This window comes from Candidatus Rubrimentiphilum sp. (assembly GCA_035710515.1).
Classification (GTDB): Bacteria; Vulcanimicrobiota; Vulcanimicrobiia; order Vulcanimicrobiales; family Vulcanimicrobiaceae; genus Rubrimentiphilum.
The window spans coordinates 339,079-357,434 of sequence record DASTDE010000004.1 but is presented as its reverse complement, the minus strand read 5'-3'; the positions used below and the strand labels follow the sequence as shown (position 1 = coordinate 357,434).

The following is an 18,356-nucleotide window of genomic DNA, read 5'->3' as shown; positions in this document are numbered from 1 at the left end:
AAGGGAAAGCATGACGGTTGCAGGCGTCATCAGCACCATTCTCGGTAATCTCGAGTTGGTTTTTATCGTCATCGCGATTCTAACGACGCTATTCAAACTGCGGCGCGCGAAGGCGCATCACACGGTAATGACCGCGAGCTACACGCTCTGGGGCGAGCTGATCTTTTATGCGATTGGGTTCGGCTTTCTGTGGGCGTTCGTGTTCCATGCGTTTATACAACAGATTGCCGCGAAGTCGATCGGCTGGCAGCCCAGTCCGTTCGAGTGGGAGCTCGCTTGGGCGGAACTCGGCATCGCCTTTGTGGCGCTGCTGTCGCTGGCGCGCGGCTACGAGCTGCGGCTGGCCGTGACGCTTATCGTGTCGATCTTTTCGTTCGGAGCGGCGGCGCAGCACATCCAGCAGATCCTGTGCTGTCAAAACTATGCGCCCGGAAATGCCGGACTCATTCTGTGGGTCAACGACATCGCGCTGCCGATCGTACTGCTGTTCTTAGCGTACTCGTCGCGCGACGCATACGAACGTATGGTGCGCGCACCGCACTAGCGCGTTAGAGCGCTTTAACCGCTGAGACCAAACCGTCGACGCTGGCTTTGGCGTCGCCGAAGAGCATGGCGGTTTTCGGTTCCTCGTAAAGCGGATTCTCAATGCCCGCGAATCCCGAACGCATCGAACGCTTGAGTACGACGACATTGGCGGCTTTGTCGACGTCGAGAATCGGCATGCCGTAGATCGGCGACGAAGCGACGTTGCGCGCGGCGGGATTCGTGACGTCGTTCGCGCCGATGATCAGCGCTACGTCGGTACGCGCGAACTCCGGGTTGATGTCGTCCATGTCGTAGAGTTGGTTGTAGGGCACGTTCGCTTCTGCGAGCAGAACGTTCATGTGTCCCGGCATGCGGCCGGCGACGGGATGAATCGCATATTTTACCGTGACTCCGTGCTTCTCGAGCTGATCGGCGAGCTCGCGCACGCTGTGCTGTGCCTGCGCGACGGCCATGCCGTATCCGGGAACGACAATGACTTGGTGCGCGTATGCCAGCATGACGGCGACGTCGTCCACGCTGACGCTGCGAATGTTCTGCTGGCCGCCTTTGGACGCGGCGACTTCCATTCCGCCGCTCGCGCCGAACGCGCCGAACAGCACGTTGCGCAACGGGCGGTTCATCGCTCGGCCCATAAGGATGGTCAGCATGGTGCCGCTCGCGCCGACCAGCGTGCCCGCGATGATCAGCAGATTGGAGCGCAATTCGAAGCCGGTGATGGCAACGGCGAGACCGGTAAATGAGTTCAGCAACGAGATCACGACCGGCATGTCGGCGCCGCCGATCGGCAGCACGAACAGAACGCCCAGTACCAGCGCGAGCGCGACCATCACGCCGTAGGCCCACGTCGGCTCGACGCCGAGCGTAACCATCACCCAACCTGCCAGGCCGGCAATGGCCAGCGCGATCGCTCCGTTTACGATCTGTTGTCCGGGATAGGTGACCGGACGTCCGCTCATGAGTTCTTGCAGTTTTAAGAATGCGATGACCGAGCCGGCCGCACTGACCGCGCCGATAATCGCGCTGATGACGAGCGATACGTCGGTGAGCACGTCCAGCCGGACGCCCGCAGTATGCGCGCGCTCCCACAATAAGTATTGCGTGGTTGAGACGCACGCCGCCGCGCCGCCGCCCGCGCCGTTGAAGAGCGCGACCATTTGCGGCATCGCGGTCATCTTTACTTTGAGCGCCGAGATCAGTCCGATGGCCGTGCCGGCGACGATACCGATCAAGATCGCCCACCAGCCGATGCCGCGTGACGGAGCCAAGACCGCGACGATCGCGATCAGCATGCCGAGTGCGGCCAGGCGGTTTCCAAAGCGCGCCGTTGCCGGCGAGCTCAAGAAGTGCAGGCCGAGGAAGAACAGCACGATCGCGGCGAGCTCGGCTAGGTGCAGAAGAACGAAAGCTGTCACTTCTTGCCCGGCTCGCGTTTCTTGAACATCTGGAGCATGCGTTCGGTCACCGCGAAGCCGCCGACGACGTTGATCGTGCCCAGCGTCACCGCCACGATAGCGATAACGGTCAACAACGGAGTCGCCAGCGCGTGCGCCGGAGTCAACAACTCGATCGTCACGATGATCGCGCCGACCAGCACGATGCCGTGGATCGCGTTGGTCGCGGACATCAGCGGCGTGTGCAGCGTTGTCGGCACCTTGGAGATCATTTCAAAGCCGACGAAGACGGCCAGTACGAAGACCGTCAGCAGCTCGAAGAAGGTTGTGAGTTCGCTCACGAGGCCACTCCGGCGCCGAGCGCGTCGAGCGTCGGCTGATGCACGATCTTTCCATCCCGGACGATCGTCGTGCCGCGCGCGATCTCGTCCTCCGGATCCAGCGTCAGCTTCCCGTCCTTGACGAGTGCGTCGAGCAAGGCTTGAACGTTGCGCGAGTAGAGTTGCGACGCATGGAACGGCATCGTGCCGGCCAGGTTCGTCTTGCCGATGATGTGCACGCCGTTCGCGGTTACGACAGTTTGATCGGCTTTGGTCAGCGCGGCGTTGCCGCCGGCCTCGGCGGCAAGGTCGACGATCACCGAGCCCGGCCCCATCGCGGCGATCGCTTCTTCCGTAATAAGTAACGGAGCCGGACGTCCCGGAACCAGCGCCGTCGTGATGACGACGTCGGACGATCCGATGTGATCGACCATGAACTGCCGCTGCTCTTGAATCTGTTCGGGCGTCAACTCTTTGGCGTAACCGCCGGCGCCTTCGGCGTCCGCGCCAAGATCGAACTCCAAGAACGACGCGCCTAAGCTTTGCACTTGTTCCTTTACGACGGCGCGCGTGTCGTACGCGCTTACGACTGCGCCGAGCCTCCGCGCGGTCGCGATGGCCTGCAATCCCGCGACGCCTGCGCCCAACACCAAAACTTTTGCCGGACGGATCGTGCCCGCGGCGGTGGTGAGCATCGGAAAGAACTTCGGCAGTTCGGAGGCTGCGAGCAGTACTGCTTTATATCCCGCGATGTTGCTCTGCGAACTCAACGCATCCATACTTTGCGCGCGCGTAATGCGTGGAATCGCATCCATCGAGAGCGCGGTGATACCGGCGTCGGCTAGGCGTTTGACGTACTGCGGGTCGCCGAGCGGCCCCAATAGCCCAAGTAATGTCGCATGTTTGGGCATCGAGGACAGCACGCCGTCGTCGGGCCGTCCGACGGTGACGACCAAATCGGCATCCGCTAGGGTCCCGGCACGATCGCCGACCGTAGCTCCGGCTTGGCTATACAGTGCGTCCGGGAATGCTGCACGCTCGCCCGCGCCGCGTTCGATCTTCACCGTCGTTCCGGCCTTGGTCAGCCTCGCGACAGTTTCGGGAACGAGCGCCACGCGCGTTTCATTTGGCGCAGTTTCCCGCAGCACGGCGATGGTCATCGGGCCGACCGTTTCCCGCCCCGCCGAGCGAACCCTTCGCTTTAGATTAGGTGAATGCGGTTGCGCAAAACGCCGATCTTTTCGATCTCCACTTCGACGGTGTCGCCGTCTTTGAAGAACTCGGGCGGCGTCCGCGCAAATCCGACGCCCTCGGGCGTGCCGGTCGCGATGACGTCGCCGGGCTCCAGCGTCATGCCCTTGCTCAGCTCCGCAATGATTCTGGGAATCGAAAATATCATGCCGGCGGTATTGCTGTGCTGCTTCTCGACTCCGTTCACGCGCAGCGCAATGTCCAAATGCTGCGCATCACCGATCGCGGCGGCCGGCACGATCCACGGCCCCATGGGAGCTGCATTGTCCAAACTCTTTCCTTTAAACCACTGTCCGTGCGCGCGCTGCAGATCGCGCGCCGTAATATCGTTGAAACAGGTGTACCCGAAGACTGCTTCGAGAGCGCTCTCGGCGGGAACGTCTTTCACGCGCGCACCCATGACGATCGCGAGTTCGGCTTCCCAGTCGTACTCCGGGGAAACCGCGCGAGAGAGCTCGACCGTTTGATCCGGGTCGGCGATCGCGGTCGGCGCCTTGGTAAAGAAAGTCGGCACGTCGGGCAATTTCAAATCGCGTCCGGCAGCACGCGCGCCTTCTTTGGCGTGTTCCATATAGTTGCGTCCGACGGCGAAGATGTTTTTGTGCGGACGCACGGGAGCCGCGAGTGAAACGTCGCCTAACGCGTACGATTCGGAAAGGTGACGGCCGGCGCGCGCCGTTGCAGGCAGTGCGATGTACGCGATCAGCGATTCACAGTCGATCGGAGTAACGCGATCGTTCTCGACGAAGCCGGGACGCTGCCGGCCGCCGTGCGCGAACGTCACATACCGCATGGATGCCTAGGCGTGGGGTGAGGGCGATGGAGACGGCTTCGTGGATTTCTTCAGGATGCCGTTGATGTCGGGCAGATTGTTGTTCTGCTCCAATTGTTGTTTCTTTTGCTCGGCGCGCAGCCGCGCCAAAGCTTCCTCCGCCGCTTGCGCCTGTTTCTTGGCGTCGGCCAGCATTTTAGTGGCGGCGCCGTCTTCGTTGGCCCAGTTGCCGCCGCGCTTGATCAAGGCGATTTTGCGATGCACGGAATGTTTGCGGGGATCGTAATCGTAGTTCACGCGATATAATCCGACGACGGCCGTAACCGTTTGTCCGCGCCGATCGCGGATCCACATCTGCAGCGCGTTGCCCATCACCATCGTATCGAATGGAACGTTGCCCGACAGGTTGCCGTGCAGCACGCGTACGACTTGCCCGAGCTTATTGACTTCCACTTGCAGATCGACGTGCAGGGGTTTCGTCGGCAGTTTCGGCGTCGCGACAGGGGCCGGAGCGCTCGCCGCGCCGGCGGCTAAGGGAAGCGCCAAGAGGGCGCTCGCGACCAGAAAAATGGAGCGCAGGCGCCTCATGCGGCTACCGTCGAAAGCCGAGCGTTCATGTCCGGACGTTTTCCCATTTTTACACATATTGCCTCCGATTGTTCTGCATCGCTGCAAGGCAACGAACGGGTAGGCCCTATGGGTTCCGCGGGCGCGCGATAATGGCGAGTTTGATGCTCCTGGACACCTACGGGCTCGTCTATCGAGCCTTTTTCGCTCTGCCTCCGCTGACGACCACGCGCGGCGTTCCGATCAATGCAGCCTACGGCTTTACGATGATGCTCAACAAGATCGTCAATGACGAAAAGCCGACGCACGTCATTGCCGCATTCGACAAAGGACTGCCGGCACACCGCGTCGCGCTCTATCAACAGTATAAAGCGCAGCGCGATCGCATGCCGGACGATCTGCGCCCACAGTTTGCGTTGGTTCGGCAGATTCTGGAGACCAACCATATCCCGATCCTCGAGATCGAGGGAGAGGAAGCGGACGACGTCATCGCCACGTTGGCGCGCCAAGCCAAAGAAGCCGGCGAGCGCGCGCTGATCGTCACGGGCGATCTGGATCTGCTGCAGCTCGTGGACGACGCAACCACCGTTCTGATGACGCGGCGCGGCATCACCGAACTCGCGCGTTACGATGTAGCGGCCGTGCGCGAACGCTTCGATCTGGATCCCAAACAACTGCCGGATTATCGCGGACTCAAAGGCGACCCGTCCGACAATTTGCCCGGCATTCCGGGCGTCGGCGAAAAAACCGCGATCAAGTTGATCAAAGCCGCCGGTTCGCTCGACGCGCTCGTCGCGGATCCGTCGCTCGCCGGTTCGCCGAAGCTGCAAAAGCTCGTCGAGGAGTACGGAAAACAGGCGCTGGTGTGCCGCGACGTTTCAGTGGCCAACGACCGGCTGGATTTGAACGTGAATTGGGCCGAATCGCAATACACGCCCGCCGGGAATGACGAACTTTACCGGTTGTACAGCGAGCTCGAATTCAAGACGCTGCTCGGAAGACTGAACGTGCCGGCGGAGCTGCCGCTGCTGCACGCGCAAGAGCGCCTAACCGGCAACTACCGATCGTATATTGCGGCCACGGATCCGCCCGAATACGCGCAATTGGCGCGCGAGCTCGAGAGTTTGGAGTCTGCCGAACGGCTTGCTTTCGCGGTAAAATCCGACGGCGAGATTGGAATAACGAGTTCGACCGGCAGCGGTCTGTCGTTTTTGGCGGGCGCACTCGCGCATGACCCGGTGCGAGCGGCGTTCGAAAAAGTTTGGCTCGGCGGACAGCGCCTGGCCGCGCACGACGTAAAAGCCGTCCTGCACGTCTTGCACGACCGCGGGTTTGCCGAGCGCGCATTTGCCGACGATACGATGATCGGTGCACACTTGCTCAATCCGTCGCGCACGTTTGCCCGTATCGACGATGCAACGCAAGAGTTTCTGGAGCTCACGGCCGGCGAGGACGTCGCCGCTCACGCCGATGCAGTGTTGCGTCTGGTCGACAGAGAGCGCGGCGAACTCCAAGCGCGCGATCAGCTGCGGCTGTATGAAGACGTCGAAGTTCCGCTCGCGCCGATCCTTGCGAAGATGGAATGGACCGGCGTGGCGATCGATCCCGCGGAATTGACCCGCTTGGCCGGCGAGATTGAGAAAACGATCGCGCGGCTGCAGGGCGAGATCTACACGCTGGCCGGCGACGAATTTAACATCGGCTCGCCGCAGCAACTCGGCAACATTCTCTTCGAAAAACTTTGTCTTCCCAACGGAAAGAAAACGAAGACCGGGTGGGCGACCGGCGTTGAGATTCTGGCCGGCCTCTCGCGCGACTATCCAATCTGCGCCAAGGTGCTCGAGTATCGCGAGGTAACCAAACTCAAGAACACCTACGTGGACGTGATCCCGGCGCTCACCGATCCGCGCGACGGCCGCCTGCGCACGATCTTCAATCAAACGGCCACTGCAACGGGCCGGCTGAGCTCCACGAATCCGAATCTGCAAAACATTCCGGTGCGCGGCGACCTGGGCCGGCGGATCCGGCGCGCCTTTGTGGCGCCGGGCAAAGATGCCGTGCTGCTGGCGGCCGACTACAATCAGATCGAATTGCGGCTGATGGCGCATCTCTCCGGCGACGAAGCCATGCGCAGCGCGTTTCACGAAGGTCAAGACATCCACGACTTTACGGCACGTCAGATTTTTGCGGTTCCCGCGGGGACCAGCGTCGATCCGAATCAGCGGCGGATGGCGAAGTCGGTGAACTTCGGTTTACTCTACGGCATGTCCGATTTCGGCCTGGCGCAGCGGCTGGAGATCCCGCGCGCGGACGCCCGCGAAATAACCACCGCCTACTTCGCACGTTTCCCGAACGTGCGCGAGTATATCGAGAGCATCATCGAGCAAGGGCGCGAGCTGGGCTACGTGACTACGATTCTCGGCCGCCGGCGGTACATGCCCGCCTTAAAGTCGAGCAACTACATGCTGCGGTCCGCGGCGGAACGCGAAGCCACCAACGCTCCGTTACAAGGGAGCGCGGCGGATCTCATGAAGCTCGCGATGGTCCGGATCGGAGAAAAATTGATTGAACGGGAGCTGGCGGCGAAGATGCTCTTGCAGATTCACGACGAGCTGATCTTTGAAGTGCCGCGCGCCGAACTGGCGGACGTCACCGCGCTGGTGCGCGAGGGAATGAAAAACGTCATGCAGCTCAGCGTGCCGCTCGACGTCACCGTCAAAGTCGGAGAGAATTGGTACGACGTCGAGGAGACTGTAGATGCTTGAGGCGCTTGTTCTCGCGGTTGCACTGAACACGAGCTCGCCGCAGCCGGTTCCGACTCCGCAGATCTTGCCGGCGATGTGGTTGAGCGCGCCGTCCGCCCGCCTGCGCGTGCAGGTAGCGCGGACGGAGCAGCAGCGCGAGCGCGGCCTCATGGGCGTGCGCAAACTGGCTGCGCACACCGGTATGCTCTTTGTGTTTGACGCCGATGCGCCGATTGAATTTTGGATGAAGGATACGCTTCTGCCGCTCGACATGGTCTTCATCGGAAAGAACGGAATCGTCCGCAACGTGTTTGCCAACGTTCCGGTTGTGCCGCTCGATACGCCCGACAACCTTATCCCACGGCGTGACGGCATCGCCAAGTACGTTCTGGAGCTGCCGGCGGGCGAAGCCGCGCGCGACGGTTTCTGGTACGGCGTCCGCATCTCCAAGTTGCCGTAATGCCCGAGTTGCCGGAGGTCGAGACGATCGTGCGCGGTCTCGCCGCGAGCATCGCCGGCAAGACGATCGCCAAAGCGGACGTCACGCTCGCAAAAATGGCAACCGCGCCGCAGGGCGTGAATTTTCGCAGGGCGGTTCGCGGAGAGCGGATCGTTGCCGTGACGCGTCGCGGAAAATACACCGTGATCGAACTTGCTTCGGGCAGGCGGCTGGTCGTCAGCTTGCGGATGACCGGGCGGCTTGTGGTGCTGGAAAAGGGAGAACCGGCGATTCCCTACCAGCACGTGACGCTGACGTTCACCGACGGCGCCCGGCTCGCGTTTGCCGACGCCCGCCAGTTTGGACGCATGCGCTTGGTCGAGCGCGGCGAGGCGTGGGATTCGCAACTCGGCGTGGAGCCGCTTTCGGGGGACTTTACTCCGGAGCGCTTTATCGGTATGCTTTCGGGGCGGACGACGCCTATCAAGGCGTTGTTGCTCGATCAGCGGCGCATCGCGGGTGTTGGGAATATCTATGCTTGCGAGGCGCTGTGGGGAGCCCGGATCCGTCCGGGCGCTCCCGCGAAAGCGTTGACCAAGCCGGCCGCACGCCGGCTGCATAACGCCATCGTCGAGGTTTTGCAGCGTTCGATTGCTCTGCGGGGCACGAGCGTCGACGATTACGTCGATGCGCGGGGCCGCCAAGGCGGCTTTCAAAATGCGCTCTCGGTCTACGGAAGGGCCGGGGGCAAATGCGAACGGTGCGGACGGCCGATCGTGCGAACGGTTCTGGCCCAGCGCGGTACCTGGTGGTGCCGCACCTGTCAAAGATAAGGAACAAATAAATATAAAGGATGGAACTCTAAAATCTCTACTTCACCCACCGCTCCGGTAGCCGAGGAAGAAGATCAACTCGCACTCGAGCAGCAACTCTACGAAGATTCACTCAAGGTCCTGGACGAAGGACAAGTCCTCAACGGACTGATCGTCGCGAAGTATCAGGATGAACTGCTGGTAGACATCGGCGGCAAATCCGAAGGCACGCTGCCTTTCCGCGAACTCTCGTTGGCCATAGAGCCCAAAGAATTAAAAGTCGGCGACACGCTGGAAGTGATGATCCACCGTATCGACGACAACGACGGCACGCTCTTTCTCTCCGAGCGGCGCGCCCGCGCGCTCAAGACGTGGGAGAAAGTCATCGAAGCGCACGAGCACGACGAAGTGATCGAAGCGACGGTGACGCAGGTCGTCAAGGGTGGCGTATTGGTCGACCTCGGCATGCGCGGCTTTGTACCCGCTTCGCAGATCCGGCGTCAGCCGATCGGCAACCTCGACGAGCTGATTGGAAAGAGGCTGCGGCTGAAAGTGATCGATCTCGATCACAAACGCCATCGCGTCGTTCTCTCACAGCGGCTTGTGCTTGAGGAAGAACTCAATGCCAAGAAGCAAGAGTTGCTCGGAACGCTGGAAGTCGGACAGATCCGCGAAGGCGTGGTCGTGCGGCTGGCCGAGTTCGGCGCATTCGTAGACTTGGGCGGTATCGACGGTTTGATTCACAACAGCGAGCTCAGCTACGCACGGATCAAACATCCGTCGGAAGTCGTGAAGATCGGCGACGTCGTGAACGTCGAGATCATGAAGTTCGATCCGGACGCCAAGAAAGTCAGCCTTTCGCTCAAACACGCGTTACCCGATCCGTGGGACGAGTACGCGAACAAGCTCTATGAAACGAACCGCTTGAGCGCGCAGATCGTCAAGGTTACGCCGAATTACCTGCTGGTCGAAATCGTGCCCGGCGTCTTGGCAATGGTGCCGAAAGGCGAGTTCGATCCGGGCGCGCAGTTCAGCCCGGGCCAAGAGGTTGAAGTAACGCTGCTTACGATCAATCACTCGACGCGGCGCATTACCGCGTCGATCCAGCACGTGGCGGACATTCCGCCCGAAGAGATCGACAAGATCGAGGTCGAGGAGCTTCCGATTCCGGAAGACGCTACCGAAGCTTCGACCGAAGCTGCGACCGAGACCGAACCCGCAGTGCCGGCGGAGGGCGAACCGTCCGAGTCGGCCTGACCGGCGGAATCGGATCCGGCAAGAGCGAGGTCGCGCGCTGCCTTGAATCATTCGGCGCGTATGTCATCGACACGGACAAACTTGCGCGCGAAGCGGTCGCGCCGGGCAGCGATGCCCTGCGCGAGATCGCGCGCAGTTGGCCGGCGGTCGTGCGCAACGGCGCATTAAACCGGTCCGCGCTCGCCGAGATTATCTTTCACGACCCGACCGCGCGCGAACGCCTCAACGCGATCGTGCATCCGCACGTGCGCCGTTTGGCCGCCGCGAACGAAGCCTATGCCAAACCCGGGCAGATCATCGTTCAAGTCGTTCCGCTGTTGTTTGAAACGGAGTATGACAAACTGTGCGACGCTTCGGTCTTGGTTGTCGCACCGGACGATCAGCGCATCGCGCGCATCCGGCAGCGCGACGGTTTGAGCGAAGAGCAGATCCGCGCCCGCATGGCCTCGCAGATCGATCCCGCGGAGGCTCGCACGCGCGCGACGTACGTGATTGAAAACGACGGCGGCTTCGTGCAGCTCAAAGAGCGCACGCGCGCAGTATACGAACAGCTCTCGCGCTAAGCACCCGGCCGGCCCCTTCCGCAGCACCCGTTTTCGTTTAACAAGCCTTCGAGTGGGTACTTACTGCGCAGGTTCACTCATAAGGGGCAACACCACCATGGCGATTCAAGACCAAGTCCAAAACCCGGGCGGGGGCATGACTGTTCGCGAAGCAGGCAAGCGCGGGGGCGAGCGGGTCAAGGCCAAATACGGTACTGAGTTCTACGAGGCTATCGGCCGTAAAGGTGGAGAGGCCACGAAAGAAAAGTATGGTCCCTCGTTTTACGAGGTCATAGGCCAAAAAGGCGGCCAGAAGCTCAAACGTAAGAGCTCCTAGGCCTCAACCGGGGCATCCCAATGGCAAAACCGGCTCCCCAGGGCGGCGAAAAGAAGCCCGGCGGTGACATGTCCGTGCGCGAAGCCGGCAAAAAGGGCGGCAACACGGTCCGCGACCGCTATGGCTCCGGCTTCTACGAAGAGATCGGACGCAAGGGCGGCAAGGCCACGCGCGAGCGCCACGGCATTGAGTTCTACGAATCGATCGGCCAAAAAGGCGGCAAAGTCGTCAAAGAAAAATACGGCGCCGATTTTTATGAGGAGATCGGGCACAAGGGCGGTCAGAAAGTCAAGAAATTGATCGCGGAGGCGAAAAAGAAAATCGCCGGCGAGAAAGAGCCCTAAGGCTCGATTCCGCCCTGCAATCCGCCGAAGCGGATCTCTCCGGTTCTAAAGTTGACGTTGATGGACGTCACCTTCAATGTTTGACCGCCGCTGCGCACGACGCTCGGATGCGGCAGCATCAGCGCCTTCGTCGCATTGTTCCATTGAATGAAGTCCGTGTCGAACGAACGGCTTCCGCCGCCGGCGTCTTGCATCTGCGTGACGTGCACGTCGCCCGTGGCTGTGAAGTCAAACGTCTGCGTGTTCACCGAAACGTGCTCCGCCGTTACGCTCAAATACGGCTTTCCGTTTTTGTAGAGCACCCCTTGCTTCACGCCGTCGACAGTCGCAAGCGTGCCATCCGAAGACATCTCCGCTTTCTTGTATTCGAACATCCAGGATTTCGTACTCATGCGATTTCCGGTCACGCGTCCGCCGTGAAGCGTGAGCGGCTGCATGCCCGGCACCGGCGGCGCCGGCTCGCGCCCTGCCAATACCACGCCGACAATCAGCCAGATGAGCACGATCGTTCCGGCGGCCCAGCCGATCTTACGCCAATTCCACCCTTTCATTGCAGTCGCGGTTTCCTAAGCGCGCCTATTCCAACGATGCCGATATAAACCAAGATCAGGGCGACGCCGACCGGTCGCGGTCCGATGCGCGCGAACAGCGAGCCCGGCGGCAGCCCAACCGTGCCGGCGACGTTGGCGCGCTTGTCGAGCGCGGTTCGTTGCACCCATGAGCCGTCGGGCGCGATGATGCCGCTGATGCCGGTCGCAGCCGATTGCAGCACCCACTCGCCGTTTTCGATCGCGCGCATCTGCGCCATCTGCGCGTGTTGAAACGTGCCGGACGTTTCGCCGAACCACGCGTCGTCGGTCGCGATGACCAAGAACTGCGCACCGCGCGCGACTTGGGCGTGCACGAGTCCGGCAAAGGCCGACTCCCAGCAGATCAGCGGCGCATACTTCACGCCGCCGGCCGAGAGCACCATGTCGTCATCCCCGGCGGCGAAGCGTCCGATCAAACTTGAATCCGGAAGCCAATTCAGCCAGCGTTCTGCCGGAAAGGACTCGGTAAACGGCACGAGCTGCCGCTTCTCGTACACGTTCGCGAGCGATCCGTCCGGACCGAACGTAAAAAGCGCGTTGTACTCCCGGCCGCCGCGCGTCTCGAGGCTGCCGACAACGATCGTCGCATGCAGCGTTTTTGCAAGTCCGGCAAATTGCGCTCGGACGAAACGGCGAGCGCCGGCCGAATCCTCGGCGTTCAAGTCCGTTGGAATCACCGTTTCGGGCAACACGATGAGCTGCGGCCGCAGCGGGAGTAAACTTCGCGTCTGCGCGACGTAGGTGTTGACGGTAGGCCAAAACGCCTGCGGGTTCCACTTGATTGTTTGTGCGATGTTTCCCTGAACCGCCGCGACGCGCAGAATCGGAATCCGCCGGTCGTGACGCGCCGGCCATGCCGCATAAAACGCAAGGCCGGATATTCCGACGACAAGCACGACGACGGCAAGCGCGCGCGCGCTGCGTGACGCGAACGCCTGCGCGATGTACGCGCCCAGCAGCATGACGACGAACGTTACGCCGATCGATCCGATGTACGGCGCAAAGACCGCGAGCGGCGTGCTCGTTTGCGAATAGCCAATCTGCGCAAATGGAACCGCAAGCATTCCGATCGAGCGCAGCCATTCGAAAACGGTAAATGCCGCCGCGCAGGCCACCGGCGCGATCCAGCTAGGCGCGAAGCGATACGCCAGCCGCACGCTTGCAGCGCTGATCGCGAAGGTCAGCCCTTCGACCAGCGCCGGAATCAAGACGACGGCGAAGGCGAAGCCGCCTACGTAATCGCCGACAGTATACGTGAACCACGAAAAATTGATGGAGAAAAAAATCGTTCCGGCGAACCATCCGGTGAAGAACGCGCGTTTCCAGGAGAGCCGTTGCCAAGCCCAGAACAGGCCCGCCGCCGCCAGCGGGGCGAGCCACGCTTGGCCCGGCTTCGGAAACGCAAGCGCTAGCGCCACCGCACTGACGGCGGAAACGATGACGGAGGTACCGATGTTACGCAAATTGTTGTTCGTCGTGTCTATCGCGGCGTTCACGTTTGCAGCGTGCGGCCGTCAAGTGACGCCGGACCGCACGACCACGCCTTCGGGACTGGCCTCAGGTTTCATGCAAGTGAAATTTACGACGGCGCAGCCGCTCGATTTCACGAACGTCAGATACGTCATCATGTTCAACACCACTTCGACGGGCGGAATGCCGTATGCGAACGGCTATCTCAACAACTTCGCGAACTATTCGTTCGCGATTGTGGTGGGCGGAAACGGCACGTCTTCACAAGTCCAGGTCATCCAGTACGTTACGCAGTCCGGAACGGCCCCATTACCGACAAATGTTATTTACTCGTCGCTGCAGTTGCAGTTTACACAACCGGCCGCCAATCAATTTATCGTGACCTTCGACCGGAGGTTATTCAACGGCGTTGTCGCGACGCCGACGCCGACCGGTCCGAACCCGAATTTGTGGTACGTCAACTGGTTTACCACCAACGGCACGTTTCAGCCGATCGACGCTCCGGGCTTAGGCGGCCCGCAAGACACCTCGTTTACGTTTCCGCCTTCAGGGACGCCCGGCATCGACGTCAGCACTACCTTCGATCAGCAGTGGACCGCCGTCGCGGGCTGGCCTCAAGTGAATCCGTCCAGCGCGCAGATTATCGGCGGCGAAATCGTTAATACGAAGTAATTACTGCACGTCGCAGGGCGGATGGCCGCAGTTGCAAGCGTCCATCTCGATGCCGCCGCTATCATCGTCCTTGCACGACGCGCTGCAGTATTCTTCGGTCTCCATCTCCGCGGTCAACGTGCAATTGCACAAGTCGTGGGCGCACTCGATCGTCTGTTGCATGGAGTGGGTATACCCAGCCCGAACGGGCTCGCCCTCGGTGGTTCCTGATCAGAAATTTAAACTGGTTGGAATGATCGATCCGGACGTGTTCAAGCCGAATGAGGCGGCGCGCGACGGAAAGGCAAGCAGACTCAACGTGACGTTGACCTGGCGCGCGGCCTGGTTATATTGCACTTGAATGACGTAGCAATCGCCCACGATGTGGCTATACCAGATGCTCTTGTTGATGATGCGTGCCTTGTTCTTCCAGTCGATGTCGCCGATGAATTGCAAGGTCGAGCCGCGCCCGAAGGGCGTCGAGAACTGAACGTTGGTGGTATAGAAGCCTTGGCCCGAACCCGGCGTGAACGCGCCGCCCAACGCCACGTACGACCGGCGGGACGGCCGCATGGTCAGCTGATATTGAACCGGCTGCGCCCGCCGGTTGAAGCTGGTTCCGAAATTGAGTGCGAAGTTGTAGTAGTCGCCGTTAAAGAACCGCAATACGTCCGCCGCATTCTTGTAGTTGAACGACGATTGTAAGTCGAGCTGCGAGAACGGCAGCGACGGCGGCCCGTTATAGTTCGTCTCAGCGTACGTGATCGAGTTGACGATGTGATTTCCGATCGGCGTGGAGAGCGTCATGTTTTGTGCAACGCTCGCCTTCATGTCCCCCGTACCGTAGGCGAACTGATGGACGTTCACGGTCGCGCTGAAGTCGCTGCCCAGGAAGCGATAAAGCGCGGGGCCCATCGTAACGAACAAGTCGGCGCGCGACGTGGAAAGCGGAGTCTGCGGTTCGTTGTAGTTGCCGATCGTGAGTTGCGTGGACAGCGGAAAGATAAAGCGCGGCAAGAAGGCGCGCGGCCGCACCTGCAGCTCCGGCTCTTTGACAAGCCGCGACGGCGTCTTTGTAAACTCTTTGTCGAAGGTGAGCGTATAGTCGGCGGCCCTGTTCGCCCAGTGAAAAACGTCGTTTACCGTCGCCGCCGAACTGTTGCTGATATTGTTCAGCGTTTGGGCTCGCGTCAGGCTGAAGTTGAAACTATTTGTGACCGCGGCACCGTAGATGCGCGTATCCGTAAAGCCGTAATTGTCGGTGCTCGACTGACCCTGGATCGCGCTTCGCGCAAAGCTGTACCCTTGGGAAGAATTCAGCCCCGTATGAGTGACCGCCGCGTTGATCGATTGATTGGGCGGCAGGTTCACGAGCGGCCCGAAGTTGCTCACGTATTGAAAACCGAATCGCCCCTTCAACGTCTGTGAAAAATTCTCGATGTCGGAGGCGTTGATGTTGTAGTTGGGTTTTTGTACGCGCCGGTCGCGGACCAAATAGTAATCAATTGAGGATTGCCGCTTGCCGCTCTTGGCGGCCAGAAACGCGGTGTAGCCCAACGCCCATCCGGTGCGCGAGTAGTATTCGACGCGGTAGTATCCGTAATAAAATTGGTCGCGTCCGAACCCGGGCTTGGCCTTGATATAAAAACCTTGCGTCGAATTGTAGCCGATTTCGGGGAAGAACGACGGCCGCTGACGTTCGTCTTCGACGCGCCGTAACGGAATGATGACCTTCGGCAAATAGAACACCGCGGCAGCGCCGAGCCACAGCACGGCTTTGCTTATGACCATCCGATCGCCGGGATATACGTCGAGCGTGCGGCCGGTCAGGTGGTACCCGGCACGCGGGCGTTCGCACGTGGTGACGTTGGCATAGTCGCCGTGCGCGACGCCGTGCTCGTCCGATTTCAGATCTTTGGCGCTGAAATAGACTAGGCCGCGTTCGACGCCCTGCGAACTCTCGCCATGGCCGTTGATGAGCTCCGCTTGCTGTGTAAGCGCGTCGAACTTTATCACCTCGGCATGGTAGGTCGACGTCTTTGTGTTGTTGATGATGTAGGGGTTGCCCGAGATGGTGATCGTCCGGATGCCGTCCCAGTGCGCTTTGTCGCCGACGAGTATTTCGTCCTGATAGAAAATGTTGACGTTGCCGATGGCGTCGCCGGGCGCGTTTGGTTTAAGCATATTGCCGACGATTTTATCGGCAATGATCGCGCCGTAGCCCGGCTGTAACGTCGGAGCTGCGATCGGGTTCGGCGACGCGGACGGCGTGGGCGATCCGGCGGGCACGATCGATGGCGTGCCCGATGGATGCACGATGTAGACGGGACCGGCGCTGGCTTTTGCCGCCGGCGTCGGCGTCGGAACCGGCGGCGGCGTCACCGGTGAACTGCGCGGGAAGGGAGTCGTATAGATCTGTCCGGGTGTCAGCGGCGCGGGCGCAACTGTTGGACCCGCCGAGGGTGAAGCGGTTGGTGCGGGAGTCGGAGTAGCAGCCGCCACCAGTGCGCTCGTCCGCACAGCGCACGACTGCGCGCTGAGCAATCCCACCACGTTTTCGGCGCGCACGGGTTGGGCGCGCAACGGCATCGGCACGGCGCCGGCGAGAAAGGCCGCGAGGCAAACGATTCCGCGAAACACTGAGGCGCTTAGTGCTCTTCGTACCAAAGCAACGCCAAGCCGCCGACGGCAAAGACGATATTCGGCAACCACGAGGCAAAGTACGGATTCATCTTGCCCGTGCTCGCCAATGCGGCGCCCGCCTGGAGCAGCAAGTAATACGCGAAAAATCCCATGACGGAGAGCGCCATGCCCGTCAGCCGTCCCTTTCGGCCGAAGATGATCGCGAGCGGCAACGCCAGCAGCACCGCAACCAGCGCTGCAAACGGCAATGCAAGTTTACTGGCGAGACTGAGCTCGAGATTACCCAGCGTTTCACCGCCGACGCCTTGAGCGCGCAGCGCCTTCACGCGTGCGCTCAATTGCGCTGAGTTCATCGTCCAGGCGTCGTTGTTTTCGCTGCTCATGAATTCGCCCGCACTCTCCCCCAGCGGCAGACCGACGGTTGCCTGCGAGCGGTCGACCTGCGACGTGAGATAGCCTTGCGGGTTATAAAATGAAAGAATGACGTTGTTCAGTACCAGGGTTGCGCCTTCGATGTGCGCAGTCTTAGCTTGAATCGTCTGGTTCCAGAATCCGCTGCGTCCCGGCTTGAATATCTGCACGTTCGCCATAGTTTTTCCGTCCGGCAGAATGCGGCCGACGTAGAAAACATTGTTCGTATCCGGATCTTTGCGGAAGAACTGCGGTTCGACCGGAAGCGACGACGTGTGGTAAATGATCTGATAGAACGTTCGGGTCGAAAGATCGACCGATCGGGTTGCCACGAATTCGTTCATCAGCCACGCGACGAGAAACGTGGCGAATCCGAAGAGGAGCGGCGTCAGACAGAGACGCCAGAGCGAGATTCCCGAGGTGCGGATCGCATTGATCTCGTTGTCGGCCATCAGCCGCCCGATGCCGAGCAGCGTCGCGAAAAGCGCGGCAAACGGAAAAGCCATCGGAATAGATTGCGGCACGCGAAAGAGTACGTAACGAAAGACTAAGAAGAACGGCGCGTTTTCGGCGAGGATGAACTTCGCCGACAAAAAGAATATGTTGAATCCCCAGAAAAGAAAAAACGCCAGAAACGAGATGACGAACGGCCAGAAAAACTCTTGCAGGATGTACGAATCCAGCAGCGGGAGGCGCAGCGTGCGGAGCGCGTTAAGGGGCGCGGGGCGTGCTCCGGAAATGGAGGCCATCCGCGCTATCGTTCTCTAGTAGTTGCGGTAAGCCGTCAGAACGCGGTCCACGTAGGCTTGCGTTTCGGCGTAGGGCGGCACGCCGTGATACTGATCGACGGCGCCGGGGCCGGCATTATACGCCGCCACCGCCAGCTCAACGTTATTGCCGTAGCGTTTCAAGAGCCGGTGCAAAAAGCGCGTTCCGCAGTCGACGTTTTCCGCCGGATCGAACGGGTTGTCGATTCCGCAGCCCGCCGCTGTGCCGGGCATCAACTGCATCAAACCTTGTGCTCCGGCGCTGCTGATCGCCGACGGGTCGCCGGCGGATTCGGCCATGAGGACAGCGGTCGTAAGACCGGCTGGAACGCCGTTCCGCGCCGAGGCGGCACTCACCAAATTCTGGATCTGCACGGGGCTCAGGGCGTGCGGCGCATAGGGAAGATAACCCGCTCCGCTACAGCCGCCGAGCAAGCTCAGGAATACCGCAGTCCCGAGCAATCTTTTCATGGGTTAGAGGACCCTCTTCTAGATGGTATCG

20 protein-coding genes are annotated in these 18,356 nt (G+C 60.8%); 9 read left to right on the top strand and 11 right to left on the bottom strand.

Going from position 1 to position 18,356, the window contains the following annotated elements; translation table 11 throughout:
- The first annotated feature begins 10 nt into the window (after positions 1-10).
- Positions 11-544: a DUF6790 family protein gene (locus VFO29_10805; GenBank protein ID HET9393991.1), complete on the top strand. Its 534-nt coding sequence runs from the start codon at positions 11-13 to the stop codon at positions 542-544.
- 4 nt (positions 545-548) lie between these two features.
- Here VFO29_10805 and VFO29_10800 read toward each other — a convergent pair whose 3' ends face one another.
- The 5 genes from VFO29_10800 to VFO29_10780 are packed head-to-tail and all read right to left on the bottom strand — an operon-like array spanning position 549 to position 4,868.
- Positions 549-1,958 (bottom strand): NAD(P)(+) transhydrogenase (Re/Si-specific) subunit beta, encoded by a 1,410-nt coding sequence (locus VFO29_10800; protein HET9393990.1) that lies wholly within the window; start codon positions 1,956-1,958, stop codon positions 549-551.
- On the bottom strand, positions 1,955-2,278 hold the full coding sequence (locus VFO29_10795) for an NAD(P) transhydrogenase subunit alpha (protein ID HET9393989.1): 324 nt from the start codon (positions 2,276-2,278) through the stop codon (positions 1,955-1,957). The genes VFO29_10800 and VFO29_10795 overlap by 4 nt, the downstream gene beginning before the upstream one ends.
- A complete protein-coding gene (locus VFO29_10790; GenBank protein ID HET9393988.1) occupies positions 2,275-3,417 on the bottom strand; it encodes a Re/Si-specific NAD(P)(+) transhydrogenase subunit alpha in 1,143 nt (380 codons plus the stop codon). The genes VFO29_10795 and VFO29_10790 overlap by 4 nt, the downstream gene beginning before the upstream one ends.
- 41 nt (positions 3,418-3,458) lie before the next feature.
- A complete protein-coding gene (locus tag VFO29_10785; protein HET9393987.1) occupies positions 3,459-4,301 on the bottom strand; it encodes a fumarylacetoacetate hydrolase family protein in 843 nt (280 codons plus the stop codon).
- Between the two features lie 6 nt (positions 4,302-4,307).
- Positions 4,308-4,868 carry a hypothetical protein gene (locus VFO29_10780; protein ID HET9393986.1) on the bottom strand — a complete coding sequence of 187 codons (561 nt, stop codon included), beginning with the start codon at positions 4,866-4,868 and terminating at the stop codon, positions 4,308-4,310.
- A gap of 143 nt (positions 4,869-5,011) precedes the next feature.
- On the opposite strand from VFO29_10780, the gene polA reads away from it, so the two are divergent.
- The 7 genes from polA (at position 5,012) to VFO29_10745 (ending at position 11,322) form a co-directional block, all read left to right on the top strand.
- On the top strand, positions 5,012-7,612 hold the full coding sequence (gene polA / locus VFO29_10775) for a DNA polymerase I (GenBank protein ID HET9393985.1): 2,601 nt from the start codon (positions 5,012-5,014) through the stop codon (positions 7,610-7,612).
- Positions 7,605-8,051 carry a DUF192 domain-containing protein gene (locus VFO29_10770; GenBank protein HET9393984.1) on the top strand — a complete coding sequence of 149 codons (447 nt, stop codon included), beginning with the start codon at positions 7,605-7,607 and terminating at the stop codon, positions 8,049-8,051. Before polA ends, VFO29_10770 begins: the two co-directional genes overlap by 8 nt.
- Complete coding sequence (gene mutM / locus VFO29_10765) at positions 8,051-8,863, top strand: bifunctional DNA-formamidopyrimidine glycosylase/DNA-(apurinic or apyrimidinic site) lyase (GenBank protein ID HET9393983.1); 813 nt, start codon at positions 8,051-8,053, stop codon at positions 8,861-8,863. The genes VFO29_10770 and mutM overlap by 1 nt, the downstream gene beginning before the upstream one ends.
- A gap of 33 nt (positions 8,864-8,896) precedes the next feature.
- Complete coding sequence (locus tag VFO29_10760) at positions 8,897-10,099, top strand: S1 RNA-binding domain-containing protein (GenBank protein ID HET9393982.1); 1,203 nt, start codon at positions 8,897-8,899, stop codon at positions 10,097-10,099.
- Positions 10,096-10,662, top strand: a complete 567-nt coding sequence (gene coaE / locus VFO29_10755) for a dephospho-CoA kinase (GenBank protein ID HET9393981.1) — start codon at positions 10,096-10,098, stop codon at positions 10,660-10,662. The genes VFO29_10760 and coaE overlap by 4 nt, the downstream gene beginning before the upstream one ends.
- Before the next feature lie 97 nt (positions 10,663-10,759).
- Complete coding sequence (locus tag VFO29_10750; protein HET9393980.1) at positions 10,760-10,978, top strand: hypothetical protein; 219 nt, start codon at positions 10,760-10,762, stop codon at positions 10,976-10,978.
- 20 nt (positions 10,979-10,998) lie between these two features.
- Entirely contained in the window at positions 10,999-11,322 is a 324-nt protein-coding gene (locus tag VFO29_10745) for a hypothetical protein (protein HET9393979.1), read from the top strand.
- Here VFO29_10745 and VFO29_10740 read toward each other — a convergent pair.
- A complete protein-coding gene (locus VFO29_10740) occupies positions 11,319-11,873 on the bottom strand; it encodes a hypothetical protein (GenBank protein HET9393978.1) in 555 nt (184 codons plus the stop codon). The two genes, VFO29_10745 and VFO29_10740, sit on opposite strands and share 4 nt — an antisense overlap.
- The gene (gene lnt, locus VFO29_10735) at positions 11,870-13,408 is read right to left on the bottom strand and encodes an apolipoprotein N-acyltransferase (GenBank protein HET9393977.1); all 1,539 of its coding nucleotides are present in this window, start codon (positions 13,406-13,408) and stop codon (positions 11,870-11,872) included. Before lnt ends, VFO29_10740 begins: the two co-directional genes overlap by 4 nt.
- Between lnt and VFO29_10730 the strand changes: the two genes are divergently transcribed.
- Positions 13,389-14,054: a hypothetical protein gene (locus VFO29_10730; protein ID HET9393976.1), complete on the top strand. Its 666-nt coding sequence runs from the start codon at positions 13,389-13,391 to the stop codon at positions 14,052-14,054. The genes lnt and VFO29_10730 overlap by 20 nt on opposite strands.
- On the opposite strand, the gene VFO29_10725 is transcribed toward VFO29_10730, so the two are convergent.
- From VFO29_10725 to VFO29_10710, 4 genes are read right to left on the bottom strand one after another with little or no spacing between them, the layout of a single operon-like run.
- The gene (locus VFO29_10725) at positions 14,055-14,216 is read right to left on the bottom strand and encodes a hypothetical protein (GenBank protein HET9393975.1); all 162 of its coding nucleotides are present in this window, start codon (positions 14,214-14,216) and stop codon (positions 14,055-14,057) included. It abuts the gene before it with no gap.
- 48 nt (positions 14,217-14,264) lie between these two features.
- Positions 14,265-16,673, bottom strand: a complete 2,409-nt coding sequence (locus VFO29_10720; protein HET9393974.1) for a hypothetical protein — start codon at positions 16,671-16,673, stop codon at positions 14,265-14,267.
- Positions 16,674-16,681: 8 nt separating this feature from the next.
- Positions 16,682-17,836 (bottom strand): LptF/LptG family permease, encoded by a 1,155-nt coding sequence (locus VFO29_10715; protein ID HET9393973.1) that lies wholly within the window; start codon positions 17,834-17,836, stop codon positions 16,682-16,684.
- Between the two features lie 15 nt (positions 17,837-17,851).
- Positions 17,852-18,325 (bottom strand): transglycosylase SLT domain-containing protein, encoded by a 474-nt coding sequence (locus tag VFO29_10710; protein HET9393972.1) that lies wholly within the window; start codon positions 18,323-18,325, stop codon positions 17,852-17,854.
- Positions 18,326-18,356 lie beyond the last annotated feature (31 nt).